The 15,792-nt window shown below is 65.3% G+C and carries 14 protein-coding genes and 3 tRNA genes; 6 read left to right on the forward strand and 11 right to left on the reverse strand.

The features are described from left to right. The first annotated feature begins 54 nt into the window (after nucleotides 1–54). Nucleotides 55–1,308, forward strand: a complete 1,254-nt coding sequence (locus tag ACSFCA_RS01340) for a D-amino acid dehydrogenase (protein ID WP_435458361.1) — start codon at nucleotides 55–57, stop codon at nucleotides 1,306–1,308. Here the strand turns inward: ACSFCA_RS01340 and ACSFCA_RS01345 are convergent. Then, on the reverse strand, nucleotides 1,298–1,726 hold the full coding sequence (locus ACSFCA_RS01345) for a hypothetical protein (protein WP_435458362.1): 429 nt from the start codon (nucleotides 1,724–1,726) through the stop codon (nucleotides 1,298–1,300). The genes ACSFCA_RS01340 and ACSFCA_RS01345 overlap by 11 nt on opposite strands. Before the next feature lie 41 nt (nucleotides 1,727–1,767). Between ACSFCA_RS01345 and ACSFCA_RS01350 the strand changes: the two genes are divergently transcribed. Beyond that, the gene (locus ACSFCA_RS01350; RefSeq protein WP_435458363.1) at nucleotides 1,768–3,228 is read left to right on the forward strand and encodes an NAD(P)H-hydrate dehydratase; all 1,461 of its coding nucleotides are present in this window, start codon (nucleotides 1,768–1,770) and stop codon (nucleotides 3,226–3,228) included. A gap of 10 nt (nucleotides 3,229–3,238) precedes the next feature. Here the strand turns inward: ACSFCA_RS01350 and ACSFCA_RS01355 are convergent, their stop codons facing one another. Beyond that, nucleotides 3,239–4,003, reverse strand: coding sequence for an SDR family oxidoreductase (locus ACSFCA_RS01355; RefSeq protein WP_258354479.1), 765 nt, complete (start codon nucleotides 4,001–4,003; stop codon nucleotides 3,239–3,241). Between the two features lie 60 nt (nucleotides 4,004–4,063). Continuing rightward, entirely contained in the window at nucleotides 4,064–6,328 is a 2,265-nt protein-coding gene (rnr, locus tag ACSFCA_RS01360) for a ribonuclease R (protein ID WP_435458364.1), read from the reverse strand. 81 nt (nucleotides 6,329–6,409) lie between these two features. Here rnr and ACSFCA_RS01365 point away from each other — a divergent pair. Both ACSFCA_RS01365 and ACSFCA_RS01370 read left to right on the forward strand, forming a co-directional pair. Then, a tRNA-Leu gene (locus ACSFCA_RS01365) sits at nucleotides 6,410–6,494 on the forward strand. Between the two features lie 209 nt (nucleotides 6,495–6,703). Next, nucleotides 6,704–6,788 (forward strand) — tRNA-Leu (locus ACSFCA_RS01370). 81 nt (nucleotides 6,789–6,869) lie between these two features. Here the strand turns inward: ACSFCA_RS01370 and rimO are convergent. The 6 genes from rimO to ACSFCA_RS01400 all read right to left on the reverse strand — a co-directional run bounded on the left by rimO (nucleotide 6,870) and on the right by ACSFCA_RS01400 (nucleotide 12,866). After that, nucleotides 6,870–8,276 carry a 30S ribosomal protein S12 methylthiotransferase RimO gene (gene rimO, locus ACSFCA_RS01375; protein ID WP_435458365.1) on the reverse strand — a complete coding sequence of 469 codons (1,407 nt, stop codon included), beginning with the start codon at nucleotides 8,274–8,276 and terminating at the stop codon, nucleotides 6,870–6,872. A 39-nt stretch (nucleotides 8,277–8,315) separates the two neighbouring features. Further along, complete coding sequence (gene phaR, locus ACSFCA_RS01380; protein WP_093073861.1) at nucleotides 8,316–8,876, reverse strand: polyhydroxyalkanoate synthesis repressor PhaR; 561 nt, start codon at nucleotides 8,874–8,876, stop codon at nucleotides 8,316–8,318. A gap of 74 nt (nucleotides 8,877–8,950) precedes the next feature. Next, nucleotides 8,951–9,319, reverse strand: coding sequence for a hypothetical protein (locus ACSFCA_RS01385; RefSeq protein WP_435458366.1), 369 nt, complete (start codon nucleotides 9,317–9,319; stop codon nucleotides 8,951–8,953). A 169-nt stretch (nucleotides 9,320–9,488) separates the two neighbouring features. After that, a tRNA-Val gene (locus ACSFCA_RS01390) sits at nucleotides 9,489–9,565 on the reverse strand. Nucleotides 9,566–9,613: 48 nt separating this feature from the next. Further along, nucleotides 9,614–11,818 carry a RelA/SpoT family protein gene (locus tag ACSFCA_RS01395; RefSeq protein ID WP_375338473.1) on the reverse strand — a complete coding sequence of 735 codons (2,205 nt, stop codon included), beginning with the start codon at nucleotides 11,816–11,818 and terminating at the stop codon, nucleotides 9,614–9,616. Nucleotides 11,819–11,873: 55 nt separating this feature from the next. Next, nucleotides 11,874–12,866 (reverse strand): alpha/beta fold hydrolase, encoded by a 993-nt coding sequence (locus ACSFCA_RS01400; protein WP_435458367.1) that lies wholly within the window; start codon nucleotides 12,864–12,866, stop codon nucleotides 11,874–11,876. A 26-nt stretch (nucleotides 12,867–12,892) separates the two neighbouring features. On the opposite strand from ACSFCA_RS01400, the gene ACSFCA_RS01405 reads away from it, so the two are divergent. Then, the gene (locus tag ACSFCA_RS01405; protein WP_435458368.1) at nucleotides 12,893–13,663 is read left to right on the forward strand and encodes a 3-hydroxybutyrate dehydrogenase; all 771 of its coding nucleotides are present in this window, start codon (nucleotides 12,893–12,895) and stop codon (nucleotides 13,661–13,663) included. 27 nt (nucleotides 13,664–13,690) lie between these two features. Here the strand turns inward: ACSFCA_RS01405 and ACSFCA_RS01410 are convergent, their stop codons facing one another. Together ACSFCA_RS01410 and ACSFCA_RS01415 are read right to left on the reverse strand one after the other, a co-directional pair. Further along, on the reverse strand, nucleotides 13,691–14,398 hold the full coding sequence (locus tag ACSFCA_RS01410) for an SIMPL domain-containing protein (protein ID WP_258354473.1): 708 nt from the start codon (nucleotides 14,396–14,398) through the stop codon (nucleotides 13,691–13,693). A 74-nt stretch (nucleotides 14,399–14,472) separates the two neighbouring features. After that, entirely contained in the window at nucleotides 14,473–14,832 is a 360-nt protein-coding gene (locus ACSFCA_RS01415; protein ID WP_258354472.1) for a hypothetical protein, read from the reverse strand. 172 nt (nucleotides 14,833–15,004) lie between these two features. On the opposite strand from ACSFCA_RS01415, the gene ompR reads away from it, so the two are divergent. Beyond that, on the forward strand, nucleotides 15,005–15,736 hold the full coding sequence (ompR, locus tag ACSFCA_RS01420; protein WP_007837017.1) for an osmolarity response regulator transcription factor OmpR: 732 nt from the start codon (nucleotides 15,005–15,007) through the stop codon (nucleotides 15,734–15,736). Nucleotides 15,737–15,792 lie beyond the last annotated feature (56 nt).

A 15,792-nucleotide genomic window follows, 5' to 3' on the forward strand; every position in this document is an offset into this window, starting at 1 on the left:
GCTGACACTGTCCACCTCACGGGCGTCAGCCATCTCTCTTATTCAGAACATTCAATGAAAATCGCGATCGTGGGCGCCGGCATCATCGGCGTCACCACCGCCTGGGAACTGGTTTCCGACGGCCATGAAGTGACCGTGTTCGAGCGCAGGGGCGCCGCCGCAGAAGAAGCCAGCTTCGCCAATGCCGGCGTGGTCGCTCCCGGGTACGTCACACCGTGGGCCGCCCCTGGCATGCGCGGCAAGGTGCTGCGCTCGCTGCTGTCTTCGCACGGCGCCATCAAGCTGCGCTGGCCGTTGGGCTCGCGCGACCTCGGCTGGCTTTCGCGCTGGCAGAAGGCCTGCAAGCTCGAAACCTACCTGGCCAACCGCGCCCGCATGCAGCGCCTGGCCTTCTACAGCCGCAACCGGCTGCACGAGGTGACCGAGGCGCGCGAGCTCAGCTACGAACGCAGCGACGGCTACCTGGTGCTGCTGCGCTCCAAGCGCGACAAGAAACTGGTGCAGGCCGGACTGGAGGTGCTGCGCTCCGCCGGCAGCGTCTTCAAGGAGGTCGACGCCGACGAGGCCCGGCTGATCGAGCCCGCCCTCAACCCCGACACCCCGCTGCTGGGCGCCATCCACCTGCCCGAAGACGAGGTGGCCAATTGCCGCCAGTTCGCGCTGCTGCTCAAGTGGGAGGCCGAGTCGTTCGGCGCGCAGTTTCATTTCAACTGCGACATCGCGCCGCTGAGCCGCGCGGCGCCCACCTCGCTGTCGCTGGCGAGCGGCTCCGACCCCGTGCGCTACGACGCGGTCGTGGTGTGCGCCGGCCTGGCCTCGGCCACGCTGCTTCGGCCGCTGGGCCTGCGCATCCCGATGGCGCCTGTCTACGGCCATTCGGTGAGCGCGCCGATTCGCGAGCCGCTCAACGCGCCACGCAGCGCGGTGATGGACGAACGCTACAAGGTCGCCATCTCCCGCCTGGGCCAGCGCGTGCGGGTGGCCGGCAGCGCCGAGATCGGCGGCTCGCTGGACACGATGAACCCGGCCGCGGTGCAAACGCTCTACAAGGTGCTGCACGACTGGTTCCCGGGTGCGGCCACGCTGCAGTCCGGCGTGCAGCAATGGAAAGGCGCACGGCCGATGCTGCCGGACGGCCCACCGGTGCTGGGTGCCAGCGGCATTCCCGGCGTGTGGCTCAACCTTGGCCATGGGTCGAGCGGCTGGGCGCTGTCGTGCGGCAGTGCGCGCGTGCTGGGCGACCTGATTGCCGGACAGGACCCTGGCATCGACCTCGAAGGGCTCGGGGTCGAACGGCTCAGTCTTTAGGACCCCACTGGCGCAGGGCCTCGGGGCTCGCCGGCTGCTCTACAGGCAGCGCGGGCTCCGGCGGGGAGCGAAGTCTGCTGGCAATCCATCCCAGCAGTCCGGGGCCGAGCAGTGCAAAGAAAATCAGGCACAGCGCAGCAGCACCCAGCAGGGCCAGGCGCATCAGGCCAGAAGCCGTTTCGCCCGGGACGTCGAACCACCGGATCACGCTGCAGCCGAAGCCGACATTGGCGGCCCAGGCCACGTCCCGCAGAGGCACCCATCGCTTCAGCTCGGCCAGCAGGAAGACGCCCCATACGACACACAGCAGGCCCAGAACCCATCCCAGCCCGGCAATCCACGCCATCGTCGCAGCGAGGAAAAAGACAAGCGCTGCGAAAAGCAGGACAAGCAGCCAACCGACGCCTTTGAAGCTCATCCCCGGATGATAGGGAGACAGCACGGCGGCACAATGCGCCGATGCAACGCATCACCTCCGCCACCGCTGCCGAGTTGTTCGACATCGCCGCCACGCGCCGCATCGAACATGCTGCGGCGGCCGCCCTGCCCGCCCACGCGCTGATGCAGCGCGCCGGCCTCGCAGTGGCACGGCTTGCGATGGCGATTGCGCCGCACGCGCGCACGATCTGGGTGGCCTGCGGGCCGGGAAACAACGGCGGCGATGGCTTCGAGGCGGCTGCGCAGTTGCGTCACCGGGGCTTCTTTCCTGTCGTCACATTCCTGGGAGATGAAAGCCGCTTGCCGCCGGACGCCAAGGCATCGCTACAGCGTGCCCGCGATGCGGGCGTCACCTTTGCATCGACGCCGCCTTCGGCCTATGAACTGGCCATCGACGCGCTGCTCGGCATCGGATCGACGCGGCCACCCGAAGGCACGATGGCCGAATGGCTGGCGAAGATGCATACGAGCGGCCAACCCGTGCTCTGCGTCGACGTGCCATCGGGCCTGAATGCGGACACCGGCACGCTGCCTTACGGCATAGACCACGCGCAGGCATCGGCCCGCACCTGCATCACCTTTCTTTCATTGAAGCCCGGCCTGTTCACAGCTCAGGGTCGTGATGCGGCGGGCACGGTGTGGTTCGACGATCTGGGTTGCGGCGCGTTCAAGGATCAACCCGTCGCCCGAATCGCGGGAGAACCCGATGCGCAGCCGCGCACCCATGCCTCGCACAAGGGTAGCTACGGCGATGTCGCGGTGATCGGCGGAGCGTCCGGCATGGCGGGTGCAGCCTTGCTGGCCGGTTCGGCGGCACTGCATGGCGGCGCGGGACGCGTGTTCGTCGGATTGCTCGACCCGAGCGCGGCCCCCGTCGACACCGCCCAACCCGAACTGATGCTGCGCGACGCCCGAACGCTCGACCTGTCAGGCATGACGGCGGTGTGCGGTTGCGGCGGTGGGGAGGCCGTGCGCGAACTGCTGCCGCGCGTGCTCTCGACGGCGGCCGCCCTGGTGCTCGACGCCGACGCGCTGAACGCAATCGCGGCCGATGGCGCATTGCAAACACAGCTGACGTCGCGGGGAAAAAGCGGGTCGCCCACCGTGATCACACCGCATCCGCTGGAAGCTGCGCGCCTGCTGGGCTGCACGGTCAGCGACGTTCAGGCTGACAGACTGGCCGCGGCCCGCCAACTCGCCGCGCGCTTCGACGTCGTAGTTGTGCTCAAGGGTTCGGGCACCGTCATTGCAGGCGCCACCGACACTCTGCCAGTCATCAACCTGACCGGCAACGCCCGCCTTGCGACCGCAGGCACCGGCGACGTACTGACCGGCATGATCGGCGCTGCGCTGGCCATGCGCCGGCCAGCCCTCGAGGCAGCGCGCGAAGCCGTCTGGCAGCACGGCCACATCGCCGACACATGGCCGTCCGATGCAGCCCCGCTAACGGCCGGCACGCTGGCCCGCCGCGCGCCCGTCTGAGGAGCGAGCGTTAGCCGCGCCCGACGAAGGGCATCTTCGTCGCCATGATGGTGTGGAACAGCACGTTGGCCTCCAGCGGCAGGTTCGCCATGTAGAGCACCGACTGGCCGACGATCTTGACGTCGATCAGCGGCTCGATCGCGAGTTCGCCATTAGCCTGCGGCACGCCCTTGGCCATGCGCGCAGCCAACTCTGTCATGGCGTTGCCCACGTCCACCTGCCCCACGGCGATGTCGTACTTGCGGCCGTCGAGCGACGCAGTCTTGGTCAGCCCCTCGACCGCGTGCTTGGTCGCCGTGTAGGCAGCCGAGTTCGGCCGCGGCGCCGTGGCCGAGATGGAGCCGTTGTTGATGATGCGGCCGCCCATCGGCGTCTGTGCCTTCATCGTGCGGAATGCCTGCTGGATACAGAAGAACATACCCGTCAGGTTGATGTCGACCACGCCTTGCCACTGCGCAGGCGTCCAGTCCTCGAACGGGCCCGGCGGGTTGCCCACGCCGGCGTTGTTGAACAGCAGGTCGACGCGGCCGAAGCGCTCGACGGTGGCGGCGAACAGAGCCTGCACCGAGTCCGCATTGGACACGTCGGTCGGCACCGCGAAGGCGCGCGCACCGGCGCCCGATTCTTGCGCCACCTGTTCCAGCGGCTCCAGGCGGCGCCCTGCCAGAACCACGCTCCAGCCGTCGCCCAGCAGCGCCAGCGCGGCGGCGCGGCCGATGCCGGAGCCCGCACCCGTGACGATAGCGATGCGGCCCTTGTTGTCTTCAGCGCTCATGCTGTCTGTCTCTTTCTCTTTTCGGTTTGTCGATGGTTCGTGCGGCGTGCGAGGCTTGCTTCAGCGGCGCGGCTTGCGCCCCTTCATCTTGTTGGCGGCCTTCTTGACCGCCGACTTGAAGGCCTGCATCGCCGACTGCGGCCCTGCCGTAGCCGAACTGCCGCGCTCCGCGCGCGACTCGGCGTTGCCGGCTTCGGCCTTGTGGCGCGTACTGCGCTTGGCCGAGGCCTTGACCGGCACGCCCGATGATGCCGCACCCTTGTCCTTCATGGCGCGGGCCGTGAGCTCCTCGCCTTCGCGCACGAGGCGGAAGTCGATCTTGCGGCCGTCCAGGTCGACGCGGCTTACCTGCACCCGCACCCGCGTGCCGATGGCATAGCGGATGCCGGTGCGCTCGCCGCGCAGCTCCTGGCGCATCTCGTCGAACTTGAAGTATTCGCCGCCGAGCTCGGTGATGTGCACCAGGCCTTCGACGTACATCGCATCGAGCGTGACGAAGATGCCGAAGGTCGTGGCTGCGGTGACCACGCCGCCGTATTCCTCGCCGAGGTGCTCGCGCATGTACTTGCACTTGAGCCAGGCCTCGACGTCGCGGCTGGCCTCGTCGGCGCGGCGCTCGTTGGCGCTGCAATGCAGGCCTGCGGCTTCCCATGCCAGCACTTCCTTGGTGGGAGCGACGGTGGCCTTCTGCGGCTTGCTGGTTGGCGCTTTCACGCGCGACGCGAGCCGCTTGGCCAGCTTGGCATGCGCCTCGCCGGGCGTGGGCAGCATCGGCAGCTGGTAGCGCGTCTTCGACAGGATCGCCTTGATCACGCGGTGCACCAGCAGGTCCGGATAGCGCCGGATCGGGCTCGTGAAGTGCGTGTAGGCCTCGTAAGCCAGGCCGAAGTGGCCGCTGTTGATCGGCGTGTAGATCGCCTGCTGCATCGAGCGCAGCAGCATGGTGTGGATCTGCTGCGCGTCGGGGCGCTCCTTGGTGGCGTCGGCGATCGCCTGGAACTCGCCCGGCTTGGGATCGTCGGTGATGCTCAGGCCGACACCCATGGCCTTCAGATAGCCCCGCAGGATTTCCTTCTTCTCGGGCGTCGGGCCTTCGTGCACGCGGTACAGGCCCGGGTGCTTGCCTTCGGCGATGAAGTCGGCGCTGCAGACGTTGGCCGCGAGCATTGCCTCTTCGATCAGGCGGTGCGCCTCGTTGCGCGTGCGCGGCACGATCTTTTCGATGCGGCCGACGTCGTCGCAAATGATCTGCGTCTCGGTGGTTTCGAAGTCGACCGCGCCACGCTTGCCGCGCTGCTTGAGCAGCGCCTTGTAGACGTCAGCGAGGTTCAGCAGGTCCTTGACGCGATCCTTGCGCTTGGCGGCTTCGGGGCCGCGCGTGTTGCCAAGGATGGCAGCGACTTCGGTGTACGTGAAGCGCGCATGGCTGAACATCACGGCCGGGTAGAACTGGTACGCGTAGATTTCGCCGTCGGCCGCGACCAGCATGTCGCACACCATGCACAGGCGCTCGACCTCGGGGTTGAGCGAGCACAGGCCGTTCGACAGCTTCTCGGGCAGCATCGGGATCACGCGGCGCGGGAAGTAGACGCTGGTGGCGCGGTCGTAGGCGTCGATGTCGATGCCCGAGCCGGTCTGCACATAGGCGCTGACGTCGGCAATGGCAACCAGCAGGCGCCAGCCCTTGCCTCGGCCCACTTTCGCAGGCTCGCAATACACGGCATCGTCGAAGTCGCGTGCGTCTTCGCCGTCGATGGTGACGAGCGGAATGTCGGTGAGGTCAACGCGCCCCTTCTTGTCGGCGGGACGGACCTTCTCGGGCAGCGCCTTGGCCTCGGCCAGGCACTCCGCGGAAAACTCGTGCGGCACGCCGTACTTGCGCACGGCGATCTCGATCTCCATGCCGGGGTCGTCGATCTCGCCCAGCACTTCTTTCACACGACCAACGGGCTGGCCAAACAGAGCCGGCGGCTCGGTGAGTTGCACGACCACAACCTGCCCCACCTTCGCGGGACCGGTTGCGCCCTTGGGAATCAGGACGTCCTGGCCATAGCGCTTGTCTTCCGGTGCAACGAGCCAGATGCCGCCTTCGTGCAAGAGGCGGCCGATGATGGGCTGCTCGGGACGCTCGACGATTTCCACCACGCGCCCTTCGGGGCGGCCGCGGCGGTCCTGGCGCACGACGCGCGCCTTGACGCGGTCCTTGTGCAGCACCGCGCGCATTTCGTTCGGCGGCAGGTAGATGTCTGCTTCACCGTCGTCGCGCTGCACGAAGCCGTGCCCATCGCGATGTCCTTGAACAGTTCCTTCGAATTCATCCAGCAAGCCGCTGGAAGTGACATTATTTTTGATATGATCTCCTTCTTTCCTGAAATTCAAAACATTGCTGCTTCGGCAGCTCTGTGGGCCCAGATGGCGGAATTGGTAGACGCACTAGTTTCAGGTACTAGCGAGTAACATCGTGGAGGTTCGAGTCCTCTTCTGGGCACCAAGTTTAAACAGACCTTTACCGGGTCATTCGATTCAAGCCACCGGCCTCCGGTGGCTTTTTTCATGGCCGCTTGAATCCGCATCAAACGCCCGACGCAGCCCTCACGAGCGAGACCAAGCAGACACTTGAGCTTCTCCACACGCTTCGAAACGACGGAATTGCCGGGCCAAATTGTGTATACTCGTAGTCTTTGCTGAAAAGCAGAACAAGCCCAGATGGCGGAATTGGTAGACGCACTAGTTTCAGGTACTAGCGAGTAACATCGTGGAGGTTCGAGTCCTCTTCTGGGCACCAAATTCAAGCAGACCCTTACCAGGTCATTCGATTCAAGCCACCGGCCTCCGGTGGCTTTTTTCTTGTCCATTCGAATCCGCATCAAACGGGCAATGCGATCAGGTCGTGGCCCTCAGCACCCACGATGCGCGCGCGGGTGAACTCACCCACCTTCAGCGTCTTGCTGATCTTCTCGGGCGGCAGCAGGCGAACCGTGCCGTCGATCTCCGGCGCATCGGCATACGTGCGCCCCACCCCGCCCTTGCGACCCATGCCGGGCGCCGAATCGACCAGCACCTGCATCGTCGAGCCGATGCGCCTTTGCAGCTTGGCGATCGACACGGCCTCAGCCACCTCCATGAAACGCGCGCGGCGCGCCTCGCGCTCGGCTTCGGGCAGCATGCCCGGAATATCGTTGGCGGTAGCACCTGCCACCGGGCTGTAGGCAAAGCAACCGGCACGGTCGATTTCGGCTTCACGGATGAATTCGAGCAGATGCTCGAATTCCTGCTCCGTCTCGCCGGGGAAGCCAGCGATGAAGGTACTGCGAATCACGAGCTCCGGGCACACCTCGCGCCAGCGCGCCAGCCGCTCCAGATTTTTTTCACCACTGGCCGGGCGCTTCATGCGCTTCAGCACATCAGGATGGCTATGCTGCAAAGGAACGTCGAGGTACGGCAGCACCTGACCGCTCGCCATCGACGGAATGATCTCGTCGACGCTCGGGTACGGGTACACGTAGTGCAGGCGAACCCAGGCGCCATACGGCTCGGCGATTTCACCCAGTGTGCGCACCAATTCGAGCATGCGGGTCTTGACCGGCTTGCCATCCCAGAACCCGGTTCGGTATTTCACGTCGACGCCGTAGGCCGAGGTGTCCTGGCTGATCACCAGCAGCTCTTTCACGCCGCCTTCGAACAAGGCCTTGGCCTCGCTCAACACGTCATCCACCGGCCGCGAGACGAGGTCGCCGCGCATCGAGGGAATGATGCAGAAGGTGCAGCGATGGTTGCAGCCCTCGCTGATCTTCAGGTACGCATAGTGGCGAGGCGTCAGCTTGAGGCCGGCGACACCGAAAGTGTTCGGCACCAGGTCGACGAATGGGTCATGCGGCTTCGGCAGATTGGCGTGCACCGCATCCATCACTTCCTGCGTGGCGTGCGGGCCGGTCACGGCCAGCACGCTCGGGTGCATCTGGCGCACCAGATTGCCGCCCTGGTCGCCAGTCTTGGCGCCCAGACAGCCAGTAACGATCACACGGCCATTCTCGGCCAGCGCCTCGCCAATGGTGTCCAGACTCTCCTTCACGGCGTCGTCGATGAAGCCGCAGGTGTTGACGATCACCAGATCGGCACCCTCGAAAGTCTTGGCGGTTTGATAACCCTCGGCACTCAGCTGGGTCAGGATCAGTTCGGAATCGGTCAGGGCCTTGGGGCAGCCCAGGCTCACGAAACCGACCTTGGGGGCGGTCGGCATGGCCGTACGTTCGGGGGAGGCAACTTCGCTCATATGCCTCTATTGTCCCAGCTATCGGTGACGGCAGGACATTCAGGGCCGCTTAATGCCAAAGGCCCCCAGTACCTGCTCGGTGTTTTTCTGCATCTGCTCCTGCATTTGCAGGAAAACGTTCTTCGACTGCTCGACGTAATTGCCCATCAGCCCCTGCAGCATCGGCGACTGCATGGTCATGAAGCGCGACCACATCTCGGGCGTCAGGCCTTCGGCCTTTTCGGCGAGCTGCGCCTGCACCTCGGTCATGGCCTGAATGTTCTTCTCGAGGTACGGACCCATGTAGCCCTGCATTGCCTGCCCGTAGAAACGGATGATGTTGGCCAGCACCTGCTCGGTGAACATCGGCGCACCACCCGCCTCTTCTTCGAGAATGATCTGCAGCAGGATGCTGCGCGTGAGGTCGTCGCCGGTCTTGGCATCGCGCACCACGAACTGGGCACTCTGAATGACTAGCTGCTTCACCTCGGTCAGCGTGATGTACGTGGATGTCTCGGTGTCGTAGAGCCTTCGGTTGGGGTACTTCTTGATCACACGCTGTACCGGCTTGACCCCGGACTTCTTGCTCTGCACTGCGGACTCCTTCACATGGACGCCCATGTCATCGGATGATTCTAGGGAGCGGTTTTGCTGCGCCGCGACAAGGTTTACCCTGACCAGACGCGGCACTTTCCTCAATCCGGCGATGTCGCGTACTCCGCGCCGCACGCATGGCAGGCGGCCGTCTCGGGTCGCTCTTTGTCAGCCTCCCGAAACCGCAGCGGCGTTTTCTGCCCGTAGACCACCCAGCAGCGCGGGCAGTGCTCTTGCCCCAGGGTCGGCAGATATGCGCGAGCGCGTTGCTCGGCACGCTCTTCGGTGAGAGGCATGCCCTGGCGTTGCGCACGCACCACCTCGCGTGCCGCCATGGTGTCGGTACGCCCACCTGCATAGTCGTTGATGCCGTAGACAGCACGCGCAAACTCGAGAGGAGCCTGCCTCAACAGTGCGGCCAGGCGCTTGTCGGCATGAGCCCGATCAACAGGCGTTGATCGCGTATTCATCTGATCGCTTATCAAGAAAAGTGGAATGGAATTGCAGAGCAGCCAAGGTAGCACAACAACATGGCCAAGGTCTTTGCCTGCATCACCACAAGGGACGATATGTGCACCGGGGAACCCGGTGCATGCTCTGTCAGCTGATCCGGTGGTTGGCCGGGACTGAAGCAGAAATTGGTAGGCGCGATTGGACTCGAACCAACGACCCCCACCATGTCAAGGTGGTGCTCTAACCAGCTGAGCTACGCGCCTAAGGATGTGTCCGAGAAGCAGCTATTGTAGCAGGAGAAAACGTGCTTTTCAGCGACGACGTGCAGATCGCACACCAATCACTGCCGTGACCATGCCAAGAACCTGCGTGAGCCGCGCGGCATCCGCGATTTCAACGGTGAACGTCATCCACGCCGTGCCCTTGATCGACTGCGTCTGCACGCCGATCACATTCATCTTCTCGCGTGCGAACACGTCGGAGATATCGCGCAGCAAGCCCTGCCGGTCGGCCGCTTCGACAGCCACGTCCACCGCATACACGGGCGCGTCGGCGCCCTTCTTCGCGACACCCCACTCCACGTCGATGACGCGCTCGCCATCCTTCGCCGCCATCGTGCGGAAGTTGCTGCAATCGCTGCGGTGCACGCTGACACCATGGCCTCGCGTGACGAAGCCGCGAATGGCATCGGGCGGCGCGGGCTTGCAGCACTTGGCAAGCTGGGTCATCAACGAAGACACGCCCACCACGAGCACGCCGCCCTTGCCCGACTTCTCGCTGCCGCGCGCCTTCTTGATGAGCACGCCGTCGTCGGGCCCTGGCGCGGGCTCCGGTGGGCGCAGCAGCGTCTCGATGTTGCGCAGCGAGAACTCGTCCTTGCCGACCACTTCGAACAGATGGTCCGCCGACTTGAAGCCCAGCTGCGACGCCAGGTCTTCGAGCCGCACGGCCGTCTTGCCTTCGCGCTGCAGCAGCTTCTCGACCGCTTCGCGTCCGCGCGCCACGGTCTCGTGCGTGATCTGTGCGTTGAACCATGCACGCACCTTCGCACGTGCACGATGGCTGGCGAGGTAGCCCAGTTCGGCATTGAGCCAGTCGCGCGAGGGCCCGCCTTCCTTGGCCGCGATGATCTCGACCGTCTGCCCGTTCGACAGCGGCGTGTTCAACGGCACCATCGCGCCGTCGACACGCGCCCCGCGACAGCGATGGCCCAGCGTGGTGTGCACGGTGTAGGCAAAGTCGACCGGCGTCGCGCCCTGCGGCAGTTCGACGATGGCAGCATCGGGCGTCAGCACATAGATGCGGTCGTCGAAAAGCCCCTGCCCCTGCAGGCCACCCGAAAGATCGCGCTCCCACGCCAGCAGTTGCCGCAGCACCGCGATCTTCGCGTCGTACTCGCCGCTGGCCCACACGCCCGCGTAGCCCTTGTGGCCCGCTTCCTTGTAGGCCCAGTGCGCCGCCACGCCATGCTCGGCGTGGTCGTGCATCTCTTCGGTGCGGATCTGGATCTCGATCGGCTTGCCTGCCTTGCCATCCAACAGCTCGCGCACCACCGTGTGCAGCGACTGGTAGCCGTTGGGCTTGGGCCGCGCGATGTAGTCGTCGAACTCTTCGTCGATGGGCTGGAAATGCGAGTGCACCCACGCCAGGGCCGCATAGCAGTCCTTCACGTCGGGCACCACCACGCGCAGCGCGAGGATGTCGAAGACCTGCTCGAAGTCGAGCGACTTGCCGCGCATCTTCTTGACGATGCTGTAGATGTTCTTGGGCCGCCCCTGCACCGCGGCCTTGACGCCTTCGGCCTGCAGTTCGCTCTCCAGCTGCGAGCGCAGTTGCTCGACGTGCCCTTCGCGCTCGATGCGCTTTTCGTCGAGCAGGCGCGCGATCAGCTTGTAGGTTTCAGGCTCGAGGAAGCGGAACGAAAGATCTTCGATCTCCCACTTCACCTGCCAGATGCCCAGGCGGTTGGCCAGCGGCGCAAACACCTGCAGCGACTCGCGCGCCACACCCTCCGGCGCAGGCCGCTTGCTCGCAGCCGCATGCCGCAGTGTCTGCAGGCGCGAGGCCAGCCGCAGCATCACCACGCGCAGGTCGCGCGAGAACGCCAGCAGCATCTTGCGCACGTTCTCGGTCTGAGCGCCGGCGCCTTCGGCGTGATGCCCCTGCGAGGCCGAGCGGGCCTGCTCCTGCACGCGCACCAGCTTGGTCGTCTCGACCGCGAGCGCCGCGAAGTTGTCGCCGAACACCTTGGCGATCACCTCCTGCGGGCGATTCAGGTGCTGGCACGAATAGACCAGGTAGCTCGCCGCCTGCATGGCCTCGGAGCCACCCATCTTCGCGACGATGGTGGCCACCGCGTCGGCGTGTGCAAGCGTGTTCTCGCCCGTGTCGAGCTTTTCATCGGCGATCAGCGGCTCGGCGAATGCACGTGCGCGCGCCAGCATGTTCTCCATCACCGGCGTGCGGTCGGCCGTTGCGGCGGACAACGGGTAGTCGACCATGGCCGCATCGGACATGGGTGCCGTCTGGAGGCTCGAAGAATCGCGCTTCACGCTTCGCTCACTCAATCACTCAGTCGAAAAGGAAGTCGGTGACGGCAGCGATCTGTGCGGGGTCCACAAAGGTCGGCGCATGGCCCACGCCCTCGAACTCGATCAGCTTGGCATGCGGGCCGCGCTGCGTCATGGCCAGAGCCGTTTCGCGCGACAGCAGATCCGATACGGCGCCGCGCGTGATGAGCGTGCGCGCCTCGATGGCGTCGTACAGGCTCCACATGATTGCGCCACCCTGTGCCGCGGCCTCGGGGGTGATGGCGCGCAGCGCCACGCCGATGGCCGGATCGTAGTGAAGCAGCCAGGAGCCTTCATCACCACCGCCCGCCTCGACCTTGGCCGAGCCATCGGCCGTGCGCTGCGACGCAGGCACCACCATGTGCTGCGACAGCGCCAGCCACTGGGCCGGCGTGTGCGGGCCGAAGGTGGTCGACAGCGCCCACATGGCATCGGCCGCCGCCTGCACGCTCTCGTAGCTGCCGTTCTTCCCCACGTAGGCGCCAATGCGCTGCACCGCGGCCGGCTCGATCGTCGGACCGACATCGTTCGCGATGAAGCGGCGGATGGGCCGCGCCAGCGGCAGTTCCTTGTGGCCCGCGAGCACGAAGCCGATCAGCCCGCCCATGCTGGTGCCCAGATAGTCGAGCGTGTCGATGGCCTGCTCGCGATGCAGCTGCGCAATCAGCGCGACCATGTCTGCCGCATACACCGGCACTTGATAGAAGGCCGGGTCGCGCAACCAGTCGCTGCGCCCACGGCCCACCACGTCAGGGCAGACCACGCGCACATTGCCTTCGGCGCGCGCCACGATGGCTTGCGCCAGCAGGTCGAAATCGCGACCCTGCCGGGTCAGCCCGTGCACGCAGATCACGACATGCGCACTGCGCGCGTCGCCCCATTGCCAATAGGCCATGCGATGGCCGCCCTGGGCGTCGTCGCACGCCACGTAATGAAGCGTCGGTTCGGTCATGAAAACGAAGTCGTCCTGGTGCGGATAATTGTCTCGTCGCATCCTAATTCATCCGGAGATTGATCTTCATGCTCAAAGGCAAAACCGCGCTTGTCACGGGGTCCACCAGCGGCATTGGCCTCGCCATCGCCAAGGCTCTCGCTCAACAAGGAGCAAACATCGTGCTCAACGGCTTCGGCGATGCCGAAACCCCAAAGGCCGAGATCGAAGCTCTCGGCGTGCGCGCCGAATACCACGGCGCCGACATGAGCAAGCCCGACCAGATCGAAGACATGATGAGCTTCGCCGCTTCGAAGTGCGGCCGCGTCGACGTCCTCGTGAACAACGCCGGCATCCAGCATGTGGCCAAGGTCGAAGACTTTCCCACCGAACGTTGGGACGCCATCATCGCAATCAACCTCACCAGCGCGTTTCATACAACGCGCCTGGCAATTCCCGCGATGCGCGAAGCCAACTGGGGCCGCGTCATCAACATCGCATCGGCCCATGGCCTCGTGGCGTCGGCGCAGAAATCGGCCTATGTGGCGGCCAAGCACGGCATCGTCGGCCTGACCAAGTCGGTCGCACTCGAAACCGCAACCACCGGCATCACCGTCAATGCAATCTGCCCAGGCTGGGTGCTGACCCAGCTGGTGCAAAAGCAGATCGACGACCGCGCAGCGCGAGAAGGCATCACGGCCGCGCAGGCACAAAACGACCTGCTGGGCGAAAAGCAGCCTTCGCTGCAGTTCACCACGGTCGAGCAACTGGGCGGCCTCGCCGTCTTCCTGTGCTCGCCGGCGGCCGACCAGGTCCGGGGCGTTGCCTGGGCCATGGACGGCGGCTGGACTGCCCAATAAAGGGTAGCCCGTCGGTACGGGTTTCTCTTATTTGAGCTGCACCGAGCCCGACACGCTCACCACCACGCTGGTCTTGCCGGCTTCGACCGGCACAGCCGAATCGGCCGAGAACGACTTGGCCTGCACCGCCATCATGCGCGGGCGGATCGGGCCGTTGTCGCTCGCGTTTACCGACACCTCGCGCAGCGTGTAGCCGCCGAAGCCGAAGCCCTTGGCCAGTTCGCCAGCCTTCTGCTTGAAGTTCTCGATGGCGATGTTCTGCGCCTCGGTCTCGGTCTTGGCGCGCTGTTCGCGGCTCAGGCCAAAGCCCACATTGCCCACGCTGAGCGTGGTGATGCGGCCGGCCGTCTGGGTGATGCGCGGGAAGTCTCGGCCTTCGAGCACCAGCTCGGTCGAGCCCTGCCAACCGTTGATCTTGCCGTCCTTCGTGTAGCGCGGCGACAGGCTGAAGTTGCCGGTGCGCACGTCGAGCTGGCCTGCCTGCGCGTTCTTCTTCGCTTCGGCCAGTGCGGCGTCGAGCGCGGCCTTCAGCTGCGTCTGCACGGTGGCTGCGTCGGTCGCGTCGCGGGTGGTCACGAGCGTCATGCTCAGCATGTCCTGCTGGACTTCGATCGCGCCGGAAGCCGTCAGCTGCAGCACGTTCTGTGGCGCGGGTGTGACGACGTTCTGGGCCAGTGCATTACCGGCAGCGGCCAGGGCGGCGCAGGCCGCGAGCAGTTTGATTTTTTTCTTCAAGGCGAAGTACTCCCTTTTGTTGGTGTGAAAAACAGGCCTGCGTTAGCAAGCACGCAGGCAGGCCAGCCGGTGCGTCAGCGGCGTTGGCTGCGCGGCGCGGTCAGCGACTGGCGGTCCGCGGCCGAAGGCACCGGCACGATCCGCTCGGCCGGCTGCGATTCTGCCGAATTGAGCAAAGCACCCGCCGCGGGCGGGGTCCATTGGCCGCGGACCTGCTGCCGCAGCTCGAACAGCTCGGCGGCGGTAAGGCGCCGGCCGGCAATTGCCTGTTCGCGGCGGACTTCCTCGCGCTGCGCGGCCCGATGGGCCGCCACCGCGTCCCGGACCTCGCTGCGACGCACCTCGCCCACCCTGAAAAAGTCGCCAGACACCGCCAGCGACGGGCCGCAGGCGAAAACGAGGATGAACGGGAGGGCTGAAAAAGGACGTCTCATTGAGTGGAAGTCATCAGGAAGAGCGACTTTGCCACCTCCGCGCTAACGTCAGATGACCAGACGGCGAGCGTCCGCAAGTTTTGTAACTTAGTGTCAAACCATAAGTAAATCCGGCTCAACGACCACCCAACGCCTTCAGAATCGGCCCTGTTACAAATTCATCGTTGTAGAAATGACTCAAGTTCCCGCTCGCACCGACAAGATCGTGATCGTCGACGACGACGCCCGCATCCGCGACCTCCTGCGCCGCTATCTGACCCAGGAAGGTTTTGAAGTGATCGTGGCCGAGGACGGCAAGGCGCTCAACCGCATCCTGTTGCGCGACACGGTCGACCTGATCGTGCTCGACTTGATGATGCCCGGCGAAGACGGCCTCTCGGTCTGCCGACGCTTGCGCGCGGCCAACGACCGCACGCCGATCATCATGCTCACCGCCAAGGGCGAAGACGTGGACCGCATCGTCGGTCTCGAAGTCGGCGCAGACGACTACCTCGGCAAGCCTTTCAACCCGCGCGAACTGCTGGCACGTGTGCACGCAGTGCTGCGCCGCCGCCCGCCGCTCGAAGCGCCGGGTGCCCCTTCCACGGAGAACGAGACCGTCACTTTCGGCCCGTTCGCCTTCGATCTCGGCTCGCGCACCTTGAAAAAGGATGGCGAAGAGCTCTCGCTGACCACCGGCGAGTTCGCGATGCTGAAGGCGCTGGTGCGCCATCCGCGTCAACCGCTGTCGCGCGAAAAGCTGGCCCAGCTGGCGCGCGGGCGCGAGTTCGAGCCCTTCGACCGCAGCCTGGACGTGCAGATTTCGCGCCTGCGCAAGCTGGTCGAGTCCGACGCCGCAGCGCCGCGCTACATCCAGACCGTCTGGGGCGTGGGCTACGTGTTCGTGCCGGACGGCACGGCCTGACGCCACGTTGAGAGGTGGCCATCGGCCAATCCACCAGACCAGGCCCCGCTCAGGAG

The sequence above is a fragment of the Variovorax multivorans genome, assembly GCF_051216835.1.
Lineage (GTDB): Bacteria > Pseudomonadota > Gammaproteobacteria > Burkholderiales > Burkholderiaceae_C > Variovorax.

Bases quoted from the DNA above. Each gene is read 5' to 3' on its own strand.
- ACSFCA_RS01400 (WP_435458367.1), bottom strand. From the start codon at position 12,866: ATGCGACGAGACAATTATCCGCACCAGGACGACTTCGTTTTCATGACC.
- ACSFCA_RS01340 (WP_435458361.1), top strand. From the start codon at position 55: ATGAAAATCGCGATCGTGGGCGCCGGCATCATCGGCGTCACCACCGCC.
- ompR (WP_007837017.1), top strand. From the start codon at position 15,005: ATGACTCAAGTTCCCGCTCGCACCGACAAGATCGTGATCGTCGACGAC.
- ACSFCA_RS01405 (WP_435458368.1), top strand. From the start codon at position 12,893: ATGCTCAAAGGCAAAACCGCGCTTGTCACGGGGTCCACCAGCGGCATT.
- ACSFCA_RS01395 (WP_375338473.1), bottom strand. From the start codon at position 11,818: ATGTCCGATGCGGCCATGGTCGACTACCCGTTGTCCGCCGCAACGGCC.
- ACSFCA_RS01350 (WP_435458363.1), top strand. From the start codon at position 1,768: ATGCAACGCATCACCTCCGCCACCGCTGCCGAGTTGTTCGACATCGCC.
- ACSFCA_RS01415 (WP_258354472.1), bottom strand. From the start codon at position 14,832: ATGAGACGTCCTTTTTCAGCCCTCCCGTTCATCCTCGTTTTCGCCTGC.
- phaR (WP_093073861.1), bottom strand. From the start codon at position 8,876: ATGGGCGTCCATGTGAAGGAGTCCGCAGTGCAGAGCAAGAAGTCCGGG.
- ACSFCA_RS01385 (WP_435458366.1), bottom strand. From the start codon at position 9,319: ATGAATACGCGATCAACGCCTGTTGATCGGGCTCATGCCGACAAGCGC.
- rimO (WP_435458365.1), bottom strand. From the start codon at position 8,276: ATGAGCGAAGTTGCCTCCCCCGAACGTACGGCCATGCCGACCGCCCCC.
- ACSFCA_RS01355 (WP_258354479.1), bottom strand. From the start codon at position 4,003: ATGAGCGCTGAAGACAACAAGGGCCGCATCGCTATCGTCACGGGTGCG.
- ACSFCA_RS01345 (WP_435458362.1), bottom strand. From the start codon at position 1,726: ATGAGCTTCAAAGGCGTCGGTTGGCTGCTTGTCCTGCTTTTCGCAGCG.